This window comes from Allobosea sp. GW823-FHT02B03 (assembly GCF_058797755.1).
On the sequence record NZ_JBXAJY010000006.1, the window covers coordinates 556581 to 572838 of the forward strand.

Genomic DNA, 16258 nt, shown 5'->3' on the forward strand with positions numbered 1-16258 from the left:
CCGTGATCACCGGTGTTTTCATTGACCGCGCCGAAAGGCTTGGCTAGCGAAGAACCATGTCTGACAGCAACGGAACGACGCATTACGACGTGATCGTCGTCGGCGGTGGCCATGCGGGGGCGGAAGCCGCCGCCGCGGCCGCGCGGCTGGGCGCACGCACGGCCCTGCTTACCCACAAGCTCGCGACCATCGGGGTGATGTCCTGCAATCCGGCGATCGGCGGGCTCGGCAAGGGCCATCTCGTCCGTGAGATCGATGCGCTCGACGGCATCATGGCGCGTTGCGCCGACCAGGGCGGCATCCAGTTCCGCATGCTCAACCGGCGCAAGGGCCCGGCCGTGCGTGGGCCGCGGGCCCAGGCCGACCGCAGGCTCTATCGCGAGGCGGTGCAGGCGGCGCTCGCAGGTTGTTCCGGACTCGATCTGATCGAGGGCGAAGCGTTCGATCTCGATGTCCACGAGGGAGAGGTCCGCGGCGTGGTCCTCGCCGATGGCCGTCGATTCGGCTGTGGAACGGTCGTGCTGACGACCGGCACCTTCCTGCGCGGCCTCGTCCATATCGGCGAGACCAAGATCGCCGCGGGGCGCGTCGACGAAGCGCCTTCGGTCGGGCTTTCGCTGACGCTGGAACGGCATCATTTCCCGCTGGGACGGCTTAAGACCGGTACACCGCCGCGCCTCGATGGCCGAACCATCGACTGGGCTGCACTGGACATGCAGGCCGGAGACGACCCACCGGAGCCGTTCTCGGCGCTGACCAGCGCGATCACGACGCCGCAGATCTCCTGCGGCATCACCCGGACCACGCTGGCGACCCATGAGCTGATCCGGGCCAACCTGCATCGCGCGCCGATGTTCTCCGGCCAGATCGAAGGGCGAGGCCCGCGCTACTGCCCGTCGATCGAGGACAAGGTCGGCCGCTTCGGCGACCGTGACGGCCACCAGATCTTTCTGGAGCCTGAGGGGCTGGATGATCCGACGGTCTATCCGAACGGCATCTCGACCTCGCTGCCCGAGGATGTGCAGCTCGGCCTGCTGAAGACGATCCCGGGGCTCGAGCGCACCACGATGCTGCGGCCGGGCTATGCGATCGAGTATGATTTTGTCGATCCGCGCGCCCTGACCGCCGGGCTCGAGACGCGTGCGATCCGTGGGCTCTTCCTCGCCGGGCAGATCAACGGCACCACCGGCTATGAGGAGGCGGCGGGCCAGGGCCTGCTCGCCGGGCTCAACGCCGCAAGGCGCGCCGGCGGCAGCGAGCCGATCGTGCTCGACCGGGCGCAGTCCTATATCGGGGTGATGATCGACGATCTGGTGACGCGAGGCGTTACGGAGCCGTACCGGATGTTTACCTCGCGTGCCGAGTTCCGGCTCTCGCTGCGGGTGGACAATGCCGACGAACGCCTGACCGGCCTTGGGATCGCGCTCGGCCTGGTCGGTGCGACGCGACGGGACAAGTTCGCGACGCGGCAGGACCAGATCGCGAAGCTGACGGCGCAGCTGAAGCAGCGCGTGCTGACCCCGTCCGAGGCGGCGGGGGCCGGCCTCCAGGTCAATCGAGACGGGGTCAAGCGCAGCCTTTTCGAGATCCTCTCCTATCCCGGTGTCGAGTTCGGAGCCTTGGCCAGCGCCTGGCCCGATCTCGCGGGCTATCCCGAGGATGTGACGATGCGCGTCAGCGCCGACGCGACCTATGCGGTCTATCTCGACCGGCAGTCGGCGGAGATCGATTCCTATCAGCGCGACCAGGCGCTGAGCCTGCCGCGGGATCTCGACCTCGCTGAAATCTCTGGTCTTTCCAATGAGTTACGCGCCAAGCTCGAAGCCGCCCAGCCCGCCAATCTGGCGCAAGCCGGCCGGATCGAAGGCATGACGCCGGCGGCCCTGACCTTGCTGGCAGCGCATGCGCGGCGGAGAAAATCCGCAACCGTCACCGAAGCGGCATCATGACTGTGCGTTCAGTTGATAATTCGGACCGCCAACGCGGTTTGAGCTTGACTCCTGTTTCACGTGAAACAGAGGAGCGCCTGGCTGTCCTCGTCGCCGAGCTCGAACGCTGGCAGCGGGCCAAGAACCTGGTCTCGACCGCGACACTCGACGAGGTCTGGACCCGGCATATCGCCGATTCGCTTCAGCTCTTCGATCATGCCCCTGAAGCCCGGCGCTGGCTCGACCTCGGTTCCGGTGGCGGCTTTCCCGGTCTGGTTCTTGGAATCCGGCTGGCGGAGGTCGGCGGACATATCGATCTGGTCGAGAGCAACGCCCGCAAATGCGCCTTTCTGCGCCATGCGGCCCGACTGACCGGCGCGGCGGTGACGGTTCATGCGACTCGGATCGAGGATGCGATGCCGCAATTTCTCGGCAAGGTCGATGTGGTGACGGCGCGGGCGCTCGCGCCTTTGCCGCTCCTGCTGGACTGGTGCAAAGAGCTGTTGAGAACCGGTGTGATCGGGGTCTTTCCGAAGGGACAACATCTAGATGCCGAATTGACCGACGCTTCTAAATATTGGAAGATTCAGGCATCAACGTTTCCTTCCGTTACGGATTCGGCGGCGCGTATCCTGGTGATCCGCAACGCTCAGAAGCGGACCGACTCATGAACGACCTAGGCCCTCGGCCAAGCTCCGGCCGGCCTCGTGTCCTGGCCCTCGCCAATCAGAAGGGCGGCGTCGGCAAGACCACGACGGCAATCAATCTCGGCACCGCGCTGGCGGCGATCGGCGAGAAGGTGCTGATCATCGATCTCGACCCTCAGGGCAACGCCTCGACCGGGCTCGGCGTCGACCGGAAAAGCCGGCGCGCCTCGACCTATGACGTGCTCTGCGGCGATATCGGCCTTGGCGCCGCGATGCAGGCAACGGCCGTTCCCAATTTGTTCATTGCGCCGTCGACGCTCGACCTGCTCGGCGTCGAGCTCGAGATCGCAGGGGAAAAGGACCGGGTGCAGCGCCTGAAGAAGGCGGTCGACGAGCTCGAGCACGACCAGCGTTGCAACGACCTGACCTATATCCTGATCGATTGCCCGCCTTCGCTCAGCCTGATCACGATCAACGCGATGACGGCATCGGATGCCGTGCTGGTGCCGCTGCAGTGCGAGTTCTTCGCGCTGGAGGGCCTCAGCCAGCTCCTGAAGACGGTGGAGCAGGTGCGCGCTGGCCTCAATCCGCGGCTGATCATCCAGGGCGTCGTGCTGACCATGTACGACCCACGCAACAATCTCTCCGGCCAGGTCATGGCCGATGTTCGCGACTTCCTCGGCGACAAGGTCTACGAGACCGTGATCCCGCGCAATGTGCGGGTGTCAGAAGCACCGTCCTATGGCAAGCCTGCACTGCTTTATGATCTGCGCTGTGCGGGTTCGCAGGCCTATCTCCGGCTGGCCTCCGAGGTGATCAAGCGCGAGCGGACCCTGCGGGCCGCGGCCTAGTTCCGAAAATATAGAAAGTTCAAGAGGTTGACGATGGCGGAGGAGCAGGGACGCTCACGTCTTGGCCGTGGTCTCGCCGCGCTGATCGGCGATGTCGGTGACGAGATCGGGGCGATCGAGCGCTCGCGCGGCCAGCGCAAGGTGCCGGTCGAGTTCCTGCGTCCGAGCGCCCGCAATCCGCGCCGGATCTTCGACGATGCCGAGCTCGACGATCTGACGGCCTCGGTGCGCGAACGCGGGATCCTCCAGCCGATCATCGTGCGGGCCTTCCCGGGCATGCTCGATGCGTACGAGATCATCGCCGGTGAGCGGCGCTGGCGGGCGGCGCAGCGGGCCGAGCTGCACGAAGTCCCGGTGATCCTGGTCGAGGCCAATGACCGCGAAGCGCTCGAGATCGCCATTGTCGAGAACGTGCAACGCGCCGATCTCAACGCCATCGAGGAAGCGGCCGGCTATGAGCGCCTGATCGCCGAATTCGATTATACCCAGAACGATCTTGCGAAGGTGATCGGCAAGAGCCGCAGCCATGTCGCCAACACGCTGCGCCTCAGCAAGCTGCCCGAACCCGTAAGGCAGATGGTCAGCGAAGGAGCGGTTTCCGCCGGTCATGCCCGGGCGCTGCTCTCTGTTTCGGACCCGGAACAGGTGGCGAAGCGCATCGTCGAGCAGGGGCTGACGGTGCGCGATATCGAGCGCCTCGGCCAGGAGGAGGCACGCGGCGAGACCAAAAGCGTGCCGAACACTGCGGCGGTCGCGAAGCGGGAAAAGGACCCCGATACCCGCGCTGTCGAGAAGGCACTGGAAGAGGCGCTCGGGCTCGGCGTCTCGATCAAGCACCGGGCCAATGGCGGCGGCGAAATGAAGATCGCTTACAAGACGCTGGAGCAGCTCGACGCGCTGTGCCGGCGCCTGAAGGACTGATCAGCCTCGGCCGGGCCCGGCCATGCGGGCGAGCGTCCAGAGCGCTCGCATCGCGACCGGCTTGCCCATCTCGCCATCGCGGCGGACCGCGATCATGGCGGCGCCCAGCACTGACACCGCATCCTTGAGTTTCGTCGCATTCCAGGCGCCAAGCGCGGCTTCCGCCGGTGCCAGGCGCGGATAGGGCAGCCGCATCGCCGCCACGGCATCGCGGGCGCTGCGGCCGGCATCGAGCGCGAAGCGGGCCTTCATCAGCGCCAGCGCATGGCGCAGCACCGCGCCGAGCAGAACACCCATGTCGAGCCCCTCGCCGGCAAGCTTGCCGAAGGCGAGATCCAGGGCGGCGAAGCGGCCGGCGAAGACCGCGTCGATGACGCTTGCCTGCTCGCGCTGGGCGGTATCGCCGACCACCGATTCGACATGGGCTAGCGTGACGGCGGTGTCCTGGCCGGCATAGAGGATCAGCTTGTCGATCTCCTGCCGGGAGGTCTGGCGATCGCCGCCGAGCAGGCCGACCAGGGAGTCGCGCGTCGTCCGGTCGATGGACTTGCCGGAGGCACGAACCATCTCGTCGACGATCGTGCCGAGATCGCGGGCGGCATCGCCATAGCAGGGGACTGCGAGGGCGGTTCGGGCCTTCTCGCAGGCAGTCCGGAGCGGGTTGGAGCGTTGCAGATCGCCGGCCTCCACGATGACCACGGCGTCCCTGGACGGCGTCGCCAGCAGCGGCTCCACCGCCGCGAGCAGGGGCTTGGACGTCACCGAGACACGGATCGCCCGCCGTCCGCCGAACAGGCCGATGGTATTGGCCTCGTCGACCAGCCTCAGCGGGTCGCCGGCGATGTCGTCGCCGCTCATGCGGACCAGCTGGAAGGCATCCTGGACATCGTCCACGCTGGCGCGGGCGAGCGCCGTCGCCCGCTCCGAGACGAGCCCGGCATCGGGGCCGTAGAACAGGAAGAGTCGCCAGGCGGGGTCCGGCCGCGCCAGCGCCCGGTCCGCCTCATGCGCCTTGATCGTCGCCATGGCGGCGGTGCCGCCGGCTCAGGCGGTCAGGTCGGCGGCGACGCGGGCGCGGATCAGCTGAGCCAGATTCTTGGCGGCCCGGATCTGCGCGTCACGCGCAGCGCGCAGATTGGCGAAACGCTGGGTCGAGCGCTCATAGGGCGCGCGCACCACGCTCTGGCCGGAGGCGATGACCTCGTTGGAGCCGTTTCGCAGCAACTGCCAGTCGGCCGTGGCGACGAGGATCGCCGAATCGGCGCGGCCATTTGCGTAGTCGACGGTGATCACCTCGAGCGACTCGGTGGTGTTCGCGACCAGGCGGAACTTCTTCTGCAGGTCCGGAGCGCCGCCGCCATCGAACTCGAAGACCAGCTCATTGCGCAGATAGTGGCCGACGAGGCCCTTGATCTCGGGAACCTCGATGCTGAGCATGGCATTGCGGACATTGTCGCCGACCTTGCTCACCGTGGCGTCGGCATAAAGCGGCCGGAAGCAGCCGCCCGCGAGCGCCGCCAGCGTGAGCGCGGCGGCCAGCGCGAACGGCCGGCCGCGACGGTGGATGGTTCCGGCTTCAGACGACGACATTCACGATTCTCCCCGGAACCACGATGATCTTGCGGATCGCCCGGCCTTCCAGCGCCCTGACCACGGCTTCCGAGCCGCGGGCAGCAGCCTCGACCGCCACCGTATCGGCATCCGCCGCCACGGTCACCTCGGCCCGCTTCTTGCCGTTGATCTGTACCGGCAGGATGATGCTGTCATCGCGTAACAAATCCGTTTCCGCTTCCGGCCAGGCGGCCTCGCCGGCGAGACCGGGCAAGCCGAGGGCCTGCCAGCATTCCTCGGCGAGATGCGGCATCATCGGGGCGACAAGCTGCGTCGCGATCATGGCGGATTCATGCAGCGCGAAGGCGGTGTCGGCCGGCAGATCAGCGCTTTCGGCTGCGGCGTCGAGCGTCTTGGCGATGGCGTTGGTCAGCGAATAGACATGCGCGACGCAGCGATTGAAGCCGAGGCGCTCGATATCGGCGCCGACCGCATGCAAGGCGCGGTGGCTCGCCTTGCGCAGCAGCGAGGCCGCCTCGCCGAAGCTCGCCGGGCGGGCGACGCGATTGCCGGTCCGTGCGGCGATCTCGCTGACCAGGCGCCAGAGGCGCTGGACGAAGCGGGCAGCGCCCTGCACGCCCTCATCGCTCCAGATCACGTCGCGATCCGGCGGCGAATCGGAGAGCATGAACCAGCGGGCGGTGTCGGCGCCGTAGGAAGCGATGATGTCGTCGGGGTCGACGACGTTCTTCTTCGACTTCGACATCTTCTCGATCGAGCCGATCTCGATCGGTGCGCCCGTGTCGACGTCGAAGCCGCGGCGCTCGCTGCCGGTGACCTCGATGCGGACATTGCCGGGCTCGACCCAGCTGCCGTCCTGCGCCCGATAGGTCTCGTGCACGACCATGCCCTGGGTGAACATGCCGTCGAAGGGCTCGTCGACGCCCGCATGGCCGGTCGCCTTCATCGCGCGGGTGAAGAAGCGCGAGTAGAGCAGGTGCAGGATCGCGTGCTCGACGCCGCCGATATACTGGTTGATCGGCAGGAAGCGGTCGACCGCGGCGCGGTCGGTCGGGCTGGTTTCGAGCCAGGGATTGGTGAAGCGGGCGAAATACCAGGACGAATCGACGAAGGTATCCATGGTGTCGGTCTCGCGCCGCGCCGGCTTGCCGCAGGACGGACAGGAGACGTTCTTCCAGCTCGGATGATGGTCGAGCGGGTTGCCCGGCTTCTCGAAGGAGACGTCGTCGGGCAGCTTCACCGGCAGCTGCTCTTCCGGCACCGGAACGGTGCCGCAATCGGCGCAGTGGATGATCGGGATCGGGCAGCCCCAGTAGCGCTGGCGCGAAATGCCCCAGTCGCGCAGGCGGAAATTGACCTTGCGCTGGCCGACCGGCCGGTTGCCGCGGGTCTCCGCCTCGAGGCGCCGCGCGACTTCTTCTTTCGCCTCCGGAATGGTCATACCGTCGAGGAAGCGCGAATTGATCATCCGGCCATCGTCGGTATAGGCGGTGTCGGTGACCACGAAGCTCGCGGGATCGACGCCTTCGGGGCAGACCACCGGGGTATTGCCGAGGTCGTACTTGTTGACGAAGTCGAGGTCGCGCTGGTCATGCGCCGGGCAGCCGAAGATCGCGCCGGTGCCGTATTCCATCAGGATGAAATTCGCCACGTAGATCGGCAAAGTCCATGATGGATCAAAGGGATGGACGGCGCGCAGGCCGGTGTCGAAACCGAGCTTGCCGGCCTTGTCGATGTTCTCCTGGGCCGTGCCGGTCTTCTTGCATTCGGCGATGAAGGCCTGGAGCCCGGGATTGTCGACGGCGGCGGCCTTGGCCAGCGGATGGTCGGCAGCGACCGCCATGAAGCGGGCGCCGAACAGCGTGTCCGGACGGGTGGTGTAGATCTCCAGCTCGTCCTGCCCCAGGGCATTCGATTCGAGCGCGAAACGAACCAGCAGGCCCTCGGAACGGCCGATCCAGTTCTTCTGCATCAGCCGGACCTTGTCCGGCCAGCGCTCCAGCCCGTCGAGCGCGTCGTTGAGCTCCTGGGCGTAGTTGGTGATCTTGAAGAACCATTGGGTCAGCTCGCGCTGCTCGACGACGGCGCCCGAGCGCCAGCCGCGACCGTCGATGACCTGCTCATTGGCGAGCACGGTCTCGTCGACCGGATCCCAGTTGACCTTGGCGGTCTTGCGGTCGACCAGCCCGGCCTTCAGGAAGTCGAGGAAGAGCTTCTGCTGGTGGCGGTAATAGCTGGGGTCGCAGGTCGCGAGCTCGCGGCTCCAGTCGAGCGACAGGCCCATGGACTGCAGCTGCGTACGCATCGTCGCGATATTGGCGTAGGTCCATTCGCGCGGATGGACCTTGTTGGCCTTGGCGGCGTTCTCCGCCGGCAGGCCGAAGGCGTCCCAGCCCATCGGATGGAGCACGGCAAAGCCCTTGGCCCGCTTGTAGCGCGCCACCACGTCGCCCATCGCATAATTGCGGACATGGCCCATATGGATGCGCCCCGACGGATAGGGGAACATCTCGAGCACGTAGTAGGCCGGGCGCGTATCGTCGTTGCGGGTCTCGAAGAGCTTGCGCTCATCCCAGACCTTGCGCCATTTCGGCTCGGCTTCCTTCGGATTGTAGCGTTCGGCGGCCATGCTGATCGTGTCGTTCTTGCGTAATCGGACTGGCCCGGACTAGGACACCATCGGACGCGCCGGGTCAATGTTTGGAAAGGCTTGGCGGCGATGCGGGCAAAGGACGGCGCGATGCAGGATGTGGTGAAGGGATTGCAGGAGACGCGTGCGGCGATCGCGCGTGCGGCGCGCGATTTCGGCCGCCGGCCGGAGGATGTGACGCTGATCGCGGTCTCCAAGACCAAGCCGACCGAAGCGATCCTGCCGGCGCTCGAGGCCGGGCAGGTCGATTTCGGCGAGAACTACGTTCAGGAAGCCAAGGCGAAATGGCCGGAGCTGCGCGAACGCTTCCCCCATGCGAAGCTGCACATGATCGGGCCGCTGCAGTCCAACAAGGCGAAGGAGGCGGTGGCGCTATTCGATACGATCCACTCGCTGGACCGCGAGAGCCTCGCCAAGGAATTGTCGCGCGAGATCGCCCGCAGCGGCCGCGCGCCGCGGCTGATCGTCCAGGTCAACACCGGGGCCGAGCCGCAGAAGGGCGGCGTGCTGCCGCCCGATGTCGACGCCTTCCTGACGAGCTGCCGGGTGACCTACGGGCTGGAGATCGAGGGGCTGATGTGCATCCCGCCGGCGGACGAGCCGCCCTCGCCGCATTTCGCGCTGCTCGCCAAGATCGCCAAGCGCAATGGCCTGCCGATCCTGTCGATGGGGATGAGTGCCGACTATGAGGCGGCGATCCAGCTCGGAGCGACGCATGTGCGCGTCGGCAGCGCGATCTTCGGCGCGCGCGACTACGGCACTACCTGACAAGCCGCTGATATCGCCGGTCTATTTCCGGTAGTGCCGGGTATGGCCGGCCCGCTCAGGAGTCGGCCGGGGCCGGCGCCCGTTCGGCTTCCGCCAGCACGACGCGGTTGCGGCCGGAGGACTTGGCCGCATAGAGCGCCTTGTCGGCACGCTCGATCACATCCTCGATATCGCGGTCCTGCTCGCAGACGATGGCGGCGCCGACGCTGATGGTGAGCTCGATCTGAGACAGGCCCTGCGTCACCACCGTCGCGCCGATCGCTTCGCGGATGCGGTTGGCAAGATTCTCGGCACCCTGCGCATCGGTCTCGCGCAGCAGCACGACGAACTCCTCGCCGCCGAAGCGCGCCACCTTGTCGGTCGTCCGAATCTGGCCGGCGATGATCTTGGAGACGGCGCGGATGACTTCGTCGCCGCCGGCATGGCCGAAAGTGTCGTTGATCCGCTTGAAGTGGTCGATGTCGAACATCAGCACGCCGAGATTGCGGCGATAGCGCTTATAATAGTTCATCGCGTCTTCCGCGAAGGGCAGGAAAGCGCGACGGTTGAGCAGCCCGGTCAGCGGGTCGGTGTCGGCGAGGATCTGGAGGGTGTGCAGGTCCGAGCCGAGGCGGCGGGTCTTCTCGTCGGCTTCGCGAGCCTGCTTGTCGGCCTTGGCCTGGACGTCGCGAATGGTCGCAGCGGCGTCGCGCGCGCCCTTCTCGGCTATCCCGAGGCGGCGCAGCAAGGATCGCAGCGCGGCCGAGAGCTGGAGGATGTCGCGCGAGCCGTGCTGGCGCCTGATGCCGGCGGCGTTCGGATCGCGGCCGATCAGGTCCACCGAACGACAGAGGGTTCGTAGCGGCTTGGTGACGGTGCCGGCCAGGAACCAGGCGAGCGCGGCACCGATGGCCGCGACTGCCAGGCCGAGCAAGGCGATGACGGCGGTGAGGCGATTGGCTGGCGCGAGCGCGACATCGACGGGGCGCCGGGCGGCGACGACCCAGCCGAGGCCCGGATAATCGTCCAGCCCCCTGGTCGCGACGAGCGCCGTCAGCATCGGCTGATCGCCGGACCGGTCGACGAAGGAGACGCCGTGGCGGGCTCCGGCGATTTCTGCGCTCTCGAAACGCCTGGCGTTTTTCGGACCGAGCAGCACGGTGCCGTCGCGGCCGAGCACCCAGAGTTCGGAGGCGAGGGCGGGATCGTGGTTGCGCAGGACGTTGTCGCGCAGGGTGCCGGCCCAGTTCCAGCTCAGATGTGCGCCGAGGACGCCGACCTTGGCGCCGGTCGGGTCGAAGACCGGCATGGCGACGTCGACGAAGCGAAAGGGCGCTTCGTCCGGGCTCTTGCGCAACAGCGAATCGAGCAGCTTGGCGTCGTGGACGTCCTCTACGGCTGGCCCGGCAAGACCGCTGATGAACCAGGGGCGCTGGGCAACCGAGACGCCTTCGAGCATGCCGCGGGTCGCGGCGCGGACATTGCCGCTCGGCTCTGCGAGGCCGAGCCAGGCATAGTCGCTGAGGCCGGCCTGCAATTGCATCAAGACCGCCCGGACCCGCGCGGGATTGTCCTGCCAGAGACCGCGCAGCGGCTCCATCTCGGCCAGATTCTTGATCTCGCGGTAGCGCTCGAACATGTTCTGGTCGAGCCGGTCCGACATCGTGCGGGCGAGCGCGACGAGTTCGAGGTTGGCCTCGCGCACCGCATCCCGGCGGGCGAGCCAGGCGGCCCCGGCGGCCGAGACGGCGACGACGACGATGCAGAGCAGGCCGGCCATGGCGGCGGTCTGCTGCCGCAGCGTCAGGCGATCGGCCAGCCCGACCAGTGACAGGCGCTTTGGCATGATCCTCTCCGGCAATAGCGCCGAAGAGGATCGATCGTCTGGGCGAATCGTCGGTTAACGAACGCCGACCGTCGCGGACGATGGTTTGCGGCGCGTGAACGACCGCGCTCGAATGCGTTCGACGGTCCTCTATGCTCTAGATCGGCTGGCCGACGTCGATGCGATTGCCATCGGGATCCTCGAAGACGAAGGCGCGCAAGCCGTAATCCTTGTCGCGCAGCCCCTTGACGATGCGCAGCCCATGCGAGCGGCAGAGCTCATGAAAGGCGTCGACGTCCGCGACCATCATATGGGCGATGTTGAAAGGCGCGGCCTTGTGGTCCTTCTGCAGGGTCAGATGGATCTCGGCGCCGTCCTTCTTCAGGATCATGAAGCCGACCGGCTGGCCGTTCTCGAAGGTTTTCGTGAAGCCGAGCACGCCGGCATAGAAGGCGTGGGCGCGCTCCATATCCTTGACCGGGAACATGGCGGCGACGCGGCCGAAGCCGATCGGGCGAGGAGAAGAGTCGTTCATGGCAAGGTCCCGCTGCGTGGATCAGCGTGCCTGCCTGGGCGGTGCCAAGTCGGGACGCTGCCGCGAATCTGTTCGTCGAGACGGTGCTCCCAGCCAGTATCGATGAGGTGGCCGGCTTTGCAAGCCTCCAGAGGGCCGAGCCGTGTGGCTGCTAGCGAACCACAAGCGTGCAGGCCCGCGCCAGCCGCGGCAGCACCTTGGCGAAGACATGGCCCTCGACGGCGACGCAGCCGGCGGTCGGCGTGAAGCCGGGCCGTGCGAGATGCCAGAAGATCGCGCTGCCGCGGCCGCGCCTGACCGGCGCATCGTTCCAGCCGAGCTCGACGATGACGTCGTAGAGATGGTCGGCGCGGGCGAGCCGCTCCTCGGCCTCGCCCGGCGGGCGGTCGATCAGCCGGTTGTAGCGCCGGTCGTTGGTGTCGTCGCACCAGGCGTCGCGCGGGCCGATCCGGCGTGCGGGCAGAAGGCTCGCCGGCCGTGCCAGCCGGTCGCCGCGGAAGAACAGGCGGCGCAGGGGCAGTTCGGCGCGCGGCGTGCCGCCATCGCCCTCGCGCTTGTCGACGATGACGCCGGAGCGGCCGAGCGCGCAGGGGAAGACCGCCCCGCCAGCCTTGAGGAAGCCCTTGCGGCGATCGCGCACCGAGCGCACCACGGTGATCCGCGTCAACCGGCGGCTGCCGGCACGGTCTTCAGCTCTGCTCACGGCGATCCCTGTCCTGAACGGCTTGCCGGCACCTTTGCAGGGCCGGTTGCTGCAAGATTCGCTTCGGAGGGTTAGCGCCGGGTGAACGTGAAAGCGCGCTTGCGATAGGCTCTTGCGCGCGCCAGCCCCACGCAGCGGGCGGGCCGAGGCAGGAAAATGAGAAAAACGTGATCGCCGGCATAGGCTTGGCAAATGGCTTCGGTGAAAAACCGGTTCCCACTTTTTCCTGCCATGCTCTAGTGTCGGCACGAACGCAATCGAGCTGAATCGGCATCATGTCAGCCACGCATCATATCCTGCTCGTCGATGACGACCAGAGCCTGCGAGACGCGCTCGCCGAGCAGCTCGCACTTTACGACGAATTCCGGGTCTCGACGACCGCGACCGCGACCGGGAGCGTCAAGATGGTCCAGGCCGAGCGCGTCGACCTCGTCGTGATGGATGTCGGCCTGCCCGACATGGACGGGCGCGAGGCAGTGAAGCTGATGCGCAAGAACGGCTTCAAGAGCCCGGTGATCATGCTGACCGGGCAGGGCTCGGATGCCGACACCGTGCTCGGGCTCGAGGCCGGCGCCAACGACTATGTCGTCAAGCCGTTCAAGTTCGCCGTGCTGCTGGCGCGGATCAGGGCTCATCTGCGGCAGTACGAGGCCAGCGAGGACGCGGTTTTTCAGGTCGGGCCCTATACTTTTCATCCGGGCTCGAAGCTGCTGGTCAACGCCAAGGGCTCGAAGACCAAGCTGACCGAGAAGGAAACGGCGATCCTGCGTTTCCTCTATCGCGCCGGGCGCAAACCGATCGCGCGCGAGGTGCTGCTGCAGGAGGTCTGGGGATACAACTCGCAGGTGACGACCCATACGCTGGAGACGCATATCTACCGGCTCCGGCAGAAGATCGAGCCTGACCCCGCAAATGCCCGCTTGCTCGTGACCGATGCCGGTGGCTATCGGCTGAACCCCTGAGATCATGGCGCTCAACGACGACATCGCATTCCTGGCCCGGCAGCCGCTGCTGAGCCTGATGGATCGCGACGCGCTGCGCCTCGTCGCCTTCGCGGCGGAAAGCCGTACCTTGCGCGCGGGTGATGTGCTGTTTCGACGCGGTGAGGGCTCGGACGGGGCTTTCCTGGTGGTCTCCGGCGCGGTCGCGCTCAGCCGAGACGATGATGGACGCCCTGCCGAGGAGATCGCCGGGCCGGGCGCGCTGATCGGCGAGCTCGCCTTGTTCGCGGCGCTGGAACGGCCGGCGACGGCGATCGCCCGCGAACCTACGCAGGTGATGAAGCTCTCGCGCAGCGTGATGCGGCGCGTGCTGGCCGAATCGCCGGATTCCGCGGCGGCCCTCGCGCATGCGATCGAGGAGCGACTGACGGAGTTCACCGGCGAACTCGCCTCGGTCGGCATGTCGCTCAGGGCGATCGACTGGCGCTGAGCGGCGCCGCCCTGCTCGCGGTGGCCCTCAGAGTTCGAGCGAGACCGTCACGGGGACATGGTCGGAAGGGCGTTCCCAGCCGCGCGCCTCGCGCAGGAATTCGAGATCGCGCAGCGTCGGCTTCAGCCCGGCGGAGAGCCAGATGTGGTCGAGCCGGCGGCCCCGATTGGATGCCTGCCAATCGGCGGCGCGATAACTCCACCAGCTGTAGAGCTTCTCCGGCTCAGGCTTGAGCGTGCGGGCGGCGTCGGCCCAGCCGAGCTCGCTACGCAGTCTTTCCAGCGTGTCGGTCTCGATCGGCGTGTGGCTGACGACGTCGAGGAGCTGCTTGTGGCTCCAGACGTCGTGCTCGTAGGGAGCGATGTTGAGGTCGCCGACCAGGATGCTCGGACGTCCCGACGGGTTCTTGGCGATGCCCCAGGCGCCGAGCGCGTCGAGGAACTGCAGCTTGTGCGCGAATTTCGGATTGGCCTCGGGGTCGGCGATGTCGCCGCCGGCCGGGATGTAGAAGTTATGGATGGCGATGCCGGCAGCCGCTCCCGCGCCGGCATCGAGCACGACGCTCATATGGCGGGCGTCGTTGCGCTCGCACATCGCCATCGCTTGCTTCTCGGAGAAGGGCAGCCTGGAGACGATGGCGACGCCGTTATAGCCCTTGTTGCCGATGAAGGCCTGGTGGGCATAGCCGGCCTCCGCGAAGGCCTTCGCCGGGAACTGCTCGTCCGGCGTCTTGGTCTCCTGGAGGCAGAGAATGTCGGGCCGGTGGTTCTTGAGGAATTCGGTGACCAGGCCGATGCGCAGGCGTACCGAATTGATGTTCCAGGTGGTGACGTCGAGCTTCACGCGCGGGATCCGGTCGGAATGGGAGCCGGAAACTGGGTCGCCCCGCGCAGAAAAGCAAGGGCCGGCAGACTGGCCGGCAGGTCATTCCAGACAGGTCGCGTCAGCGGCGCCGAGTCCGGCGCTCCGCTTCGTTGCGGCCGGCAGCTCGACAGGAGCAGGCGGAGGGCCAGCGCGGTCAGAGCACGCGCTGGTAGTCGATCACGAAGTTCTTCTGGTCGGGCCGGCGCTGGGTGTCGAGATTGTAGAGCGAGACCGAGGTCTCGTAGCCTTGGGGGTCGATCACCACCCATTGCCTGAGCTCGTTGGCGGTCAGGTCGAAATTCAGGGTGATCTTCGAGGTGCCGCCTAGCGTGGAGCGGTCCTCGATCTTGACCGAGAGGATGTCACCCTTGGTGCTGACGCCGGTAACAGTCGAATCCCGCGCCAGGTCCATGTGCTCCTTCAGCAGGAACTTCAGCGGCGTCTGGCCGATCGAATAGAGGTCCTGCGTCGCCAGCTTCTTGTCGCGGATCGCGACCGAGGTGCCGTCGGCGATCACCTCCATCGTCACCGGCGGACGATACTCGAAGCGCATTTTGCCGGGGCGCTGGACATAGATCTTGCCTTCGAAGCGGCGGCCATCGGCGGCGAACTGGATGAAGTCGCCCTGCAGGGTGGCAAAGCCGTTGAAATAGGCGTTCAGGCGCTCGACCGCTTCCGGCTTGGACAATGGCGCGGAAGGCCGCGAAGGCTTGGTGGCGGGCGCCGGGCGCTGCGGCTCGTTGTTTGCGGTGACCACAGGGGTCGCGACCGGGGCGGCAGTCGGCGCCGCAGCGACGTCGTTGCGCGGCATTCCGAGACCGGGCGGGCGGGTCGGCGGCAGGGGGATGGCCCGCTGCTTCGGCGCCGGCGGCTGGGTCGCGGGCCGGATGTCGAGCGGCTGCGACCATGCCGAGCCCGACGCCAGCACGAGCGCCAGGGCGGCTGCTGCGAAAGCTGACGTGGGGAGCGAAGGCTTCATGAGGCGGCTCGGTTCCATTTTCTCGGGCTGACGCTGGATATCGTGACGGCGAGGCACGCCGGCAAGGGTTCAACGCCGCTACTATCGGCGAGGTTGCACGTTGCTCATGGCAATTTCAGGACCGGTTTCGCGCGATACTGCGGCCGAAAACGCTGTGGCGGCGCGCCGCGCCCGGTTCTCGCCGGCATGGCTCAGTCCTCGTCCTCCCGGGCGCGCGAGGTCTCCACGAGGATTTCGCGTTTGCCTGCGTGGTTTGCGGGGCCGACGATGCCCTCGTTCTCCATGCGCTCCATGATCGAGGCGGCGCGGTTGTAGCCGATCTGCAGGCGGCGCTGGATGTAGGAGGTCGAGGCCTTCTTGTCGCGCAGCACGACGGCGACCGCCTGGTCGTAAGGGTCCTCGCTCTCGGCCTGGCCCATGCCGGTCTTGTCGAAGACGGCGCCGTCCTCCTCCGCGCCGGCGCCCTCCTCCTCCTCGGCGAGGACGGCATCGAGATAGTCCGGCCGGCCTTGCGTCTTCAGATGCGCCACGACCTTCTCGACCTCGGCGTCCGAGACGAAGGGGCCGTGCACGCGAGTGATCCGCCCGCCGCCCGCCATGTAGAG

The 16258-nt window shown here is 67.0% G+C and carries 16 protein-coding genes; 7 read left to right on the forward strand and 9 right to left on the reverse strand.

Annotated features, from left to right (window positions below):
• Positions 1 to 56: 56 nt before the first annotated feature.
• Genes mnmG through AC1REK_RS22770 form a run of 4 tightly spaced genes read left to right on the forward strand, consistent with a single transcriptional unit; the run spans position 57 to position 4347 of the window.
• Positions 57 to 1949: a tRNA uridine-5-carboxymethylaminomethyl(34) synthesis enzyme MnmG gene (mnmG, locus tag AC1REK_RS22755; protein ID WP_492270099.1), complete on the forward strand. Its 1893-nt coding sequence runs from the start codon at positions 57 to 59 to the stop codon at positions 1947 to 1949.
• Positions 1946 to 2599: a 16S rRNA (guanine(527)-N(7))-methyltransferase RsmG gene (gene rsmG, locus AC1REK_RS22760; RefSeq protein WP_492270098.1), complete on the forward strand. Its 654-nt coding sequence runs from the start codon at positions 1946 to 1948 to the stop codon at positions 2597 to 2599. The genes mnmG and rsmG overlap by 4 nt, the downstream gene beginning before the upstream one ends.
• Positions 2596 to 3426, forward strand: coding sequence for a ParA family protein (locus AC1REK_RS22765; RefSeq protein ID WP_066473557.1), 831 nt, complete (start codon positions 2596 to 2598; stop codon positions 3424 to 3426). Before rsmG ends, AC1REK_RS22765 begins: the two co-directional genes overlap by 4 nt.
• Positions 3427 to 3459: 33 nt before the next feature.
• Entirely contained in the window at positions 3460 to 4347 is an 888-nt protein-coding gene (locus AC1REK_RS22770) for a ParB/RepB/Spo0J family partition protein (RefSeq protein WP_316020994.1), read from the forward strand.
• Here the strand turns inward: AC1REK_RS22770 and holA are convergent, their stop codons facing one another.
• Genes holA through leuS form a run of 3 tightly spaced genes read right to left on the reverse strand, consistent with a single transcriptional unit; the run spans position 4348 to position 8548 of the window.
• On the reverse strand, positions 4348 to 5373 hold the full coding sequence (gene holA, locus AC1REK_RS22775) for a DNA polymerase III subunit delta (protein ID WP_492270097.1): 1026 nt from the start codon (positions 5371 to 5373) through the stop codon (positions 4348 to 4350). It abuts the gene before it with no gap.
• Positions 5374 to 5391: 18 nt separating this feature from the next.
• The gene (gene lptE / locus AC1REK_RS22780; RefSeq protein WP_492270096.1) at positions 5392 to 5937 is read right to left on the reverse strand and encodes an LPS assembly lipoprotein LptE; all 546 of its coding nucleotides are present in this window, start codon (positions 5935 to 5937) and stop codon (positions 5392 to 5394) included.
• Positions 5924 to 8548: a leucine--tRNA ligase gene (leuS, locus tag AC1REK_RS22785; protein ID WP_492270095.1), complete on the reverse strand. Its 2625-nt coding sequence runs from the start codon at positions 8546 to 8548 to the stop codon at positions 5924 to 5926. Before leuS ends, lptE begins: the two co-directional genes overlap by 14 nt.
• Before the next feature lie 90 nt (positions 8549 to 8638).
• Here leuS and AC1REK_RS22790 point away from each other — a divergent pair, with 90 nt between their 5' ends.
• Positions 8639 to 9337 carry a YggS family pyridoxal phosphate-dependent enzyme gene (locus AC1REK_RS22790; RefSeq protein ID WP_492270094.1) on the forward strand — a complete coding sequence of 233 codons (699 nt, stop codon included), beginning with the start codon at positions 8639 to 8641 and terminating at the stop codon, positions 9335 to 9337.
• 55 nt (positions 9338 to 9392) lie between these two features.
• Here AC1REK_RS22790 and AC1REK_RS22795 read toward each other — a convergent pair whose 3' ends face one another.
• The 3 genes from AC1REK_RS22795 to AC1REK_RS22805 all read right to left on the reverse strand — a co-directional run bounded on the left by AC1REK_RS22795 (position 9393) and on the right by AC1REK_RS22805 (position 12379).
• Positions 9393 to 11162, reverse strand: a complete 1770-nt coding sequence (locus AC1REK_RS22795; protein WP_492270093.1) for a sensor domain-containing diguanylate cyclase — start codon at positions 11160 to 11162, stop codon at positions 9393 to 9395.
• A gap of 136 nt (positions 11163 to 11298) precedes the next feature.
• Positions 11299 to 11676, reverse strand: a complete 378-nt coding sequence (locus AC1REK_RS22800) for a VOC family protein (protein ID WP_492270092.1) — start codon at positions 11674 to 11676, stop codon at positions 11299 to 11301.
• Between the two features lie 151 nt (positions 11677 to 11827).
• Complete coding sequence (locus AC1REK_RS22805) at positions 11828 to 12379, reverse strand: L,D-transpeptidase family protein (RefSeq protein WP_492270091.1); 552 nt, start codon at positions 12377 to 12379, stop codon at positions 11828 to 11830.
• Positions 12380 to 12654: 275 nt separating this feature from the next.
• Here AC1REK_RS22805 and AC1REK_RS22810 point away from each other — a divergent pair, with 275 nt between their 5' ends.
• Together AC1REK_RS22810 and AC1REK_RS22815 are read left to right on the forward strand one after the other, a co-directional pair.
• A complete protein-coding gene (locus AC1REK_RS22810) occupies positions 12655 to 13341 on the forward strand; it encodes a response regulator transcription factor (protein WP_316021002.1) in 687 nt (228 codons plus the stop codon).
• Between the two features lie 4 nt (positions 13342 to 13345).
• Positions 13346 to 13810 carry a cyclic nucleotide-binding domain-containing protein gene (locus tag AC1REK_RS22815; protein ID WP_316021003.1) on the forward strand — a complete coding sequence of 155 codons (465 nt, stop codon included), beginning with the start codon at positions 13346 to 13348 and terminating at the stop codon, positions 13808 to 13810.
• 27 nt (positions 13811 to 13837) lie between these two features.
• On the opposite strand, the gene xth is transcribed toward AC1REK_RS22815, so the two are convergent.
• From xth to AC1REK_RS22830, 3 genes are all read right to left on the reverse strand, one after another.
• Positions 13838 to 14653 (reverse strand): exodeoxyribonuclease III, encoded by an 816-nt coding sequence (xth, locus tag AC1REK_RS22820; RefSeq protein WP_492270090.1) that lies wholly within the window; start codon positions 14651 to 14653, stop codon positions 13838 to 13840.
• Between the two features lie 175 nt (positions 14654 to 14828).
• Positions 14829 to 15653, reverse strand: coding sequence for an outer membrane lipoprotein carrier protein LolA (locus AC1REK_RS22825; RefSeq protein ID WP_327520556.1), 825 nt, complete (start codon positions 15651 to 15653; stop codon positions 14829 to 14831).
• 191 nt (positions 15654 to 15844) lie between these two features.
• Positions 15845 to 16258, reverse strand: a 414-nt coding sequence (locus AC1REK_RS22830; RefSeq protein WP_492270089.1) for a DNA translocase FtsK, incomplete at its 5' end; no start/stop codon positions are given.

Bases quoted from the DNA above. Each gene is read 5' to 3' on its own strand.
- mnmG (WP_492270099.1), top strand. From the start codon at position 57: ATGTCTGACAGCAACGGAACGACGCATTACGACGTGATCGTCGTCGGC.
- rsmG (WP_492270098.1), top strand. From the start codon at position 1,946: ATGACTGTGCGTTCAGTTGATAATTCGGACCGCCAACGCGGTTTGAGC.
- AC1REK_RS22765 (WP_066473557.1), top strand. From the start codon at position 2,596: ATGAACGACCTAGGCCCTCGGCCAAGCTCCGGCCGGCCTCGTGTCCTG.
- AC1REK_RS22770 (WP_316020994.1), top strand. From the start codon at position 3,460: ATGGCGGAGGAGCAGGGACGCTCACGTCTTGGCCGTGGTCTCGCCGCG.
- holA (WP_492270097.1), bottom strand. From the start codon at position 5,373: ATGGCGACGATCAAGGCGCATGAGGCGGACCGGGCGCTGGCGCGGCCG.
- lptE (WP_492270096.1), bottom strand. From the start codon at position 5,937: ATGTCGTCGTCTGAAGCCGGAACCATCCACCGTCGCGGCCGGCCGTTC.
- leuS (WP_492270095.1), bottom strand. From the start codon at position 8,548: ATGGCCGCCGAACGCTACAATCCGAAGGAAGCCGAGCCGAAATGGCGC.
- AC1REK_RS22790 (WP_492270094.1), top strand. From the start codon at position 8,639: ATGCGGGCAAAGGACGGCGCGATGCAGGATGTGGTGAAGGGATTGCAG.
- AC1REK_RS22795 (WP_492270093.1), bottom strand. From the start codon at position 11,162: ATGCCAAAGCGCCTGTCACTGGTCGGGCTGGCCGATCGCCTGACGCTG.
- AC1REK_RS22800 (WP_492270092.1), bottom strand. From the start codon at position 11,676: ATGAACGACTCTTCTCCTCGCCCGATCGGCTTCGGCCGCGTCGCCGCC.
- AC1REK_RS22810 (WP_316021002.1), top strand. From the start codon at position 12,655: ATGTCAGCCACGCATCATATCCTGCTCGTCGATGACGACCAGAGCCTG.
- AC1REK_RS22815 (WP_316021003.1), top strand. From the start codon at position 13,346: ATGGCGCTCAACGACGACATCGCATTCCTGGCCCGGCAGCCGCTGCTG.
- AC1REK_RS22825 (WP_327520556.1), bottom strand. From the start codon at position 15,653: ATGAAGCCTTCGCTCCCCACGTCAGCTTTCGCAGCAGCCGCCCTGGCG.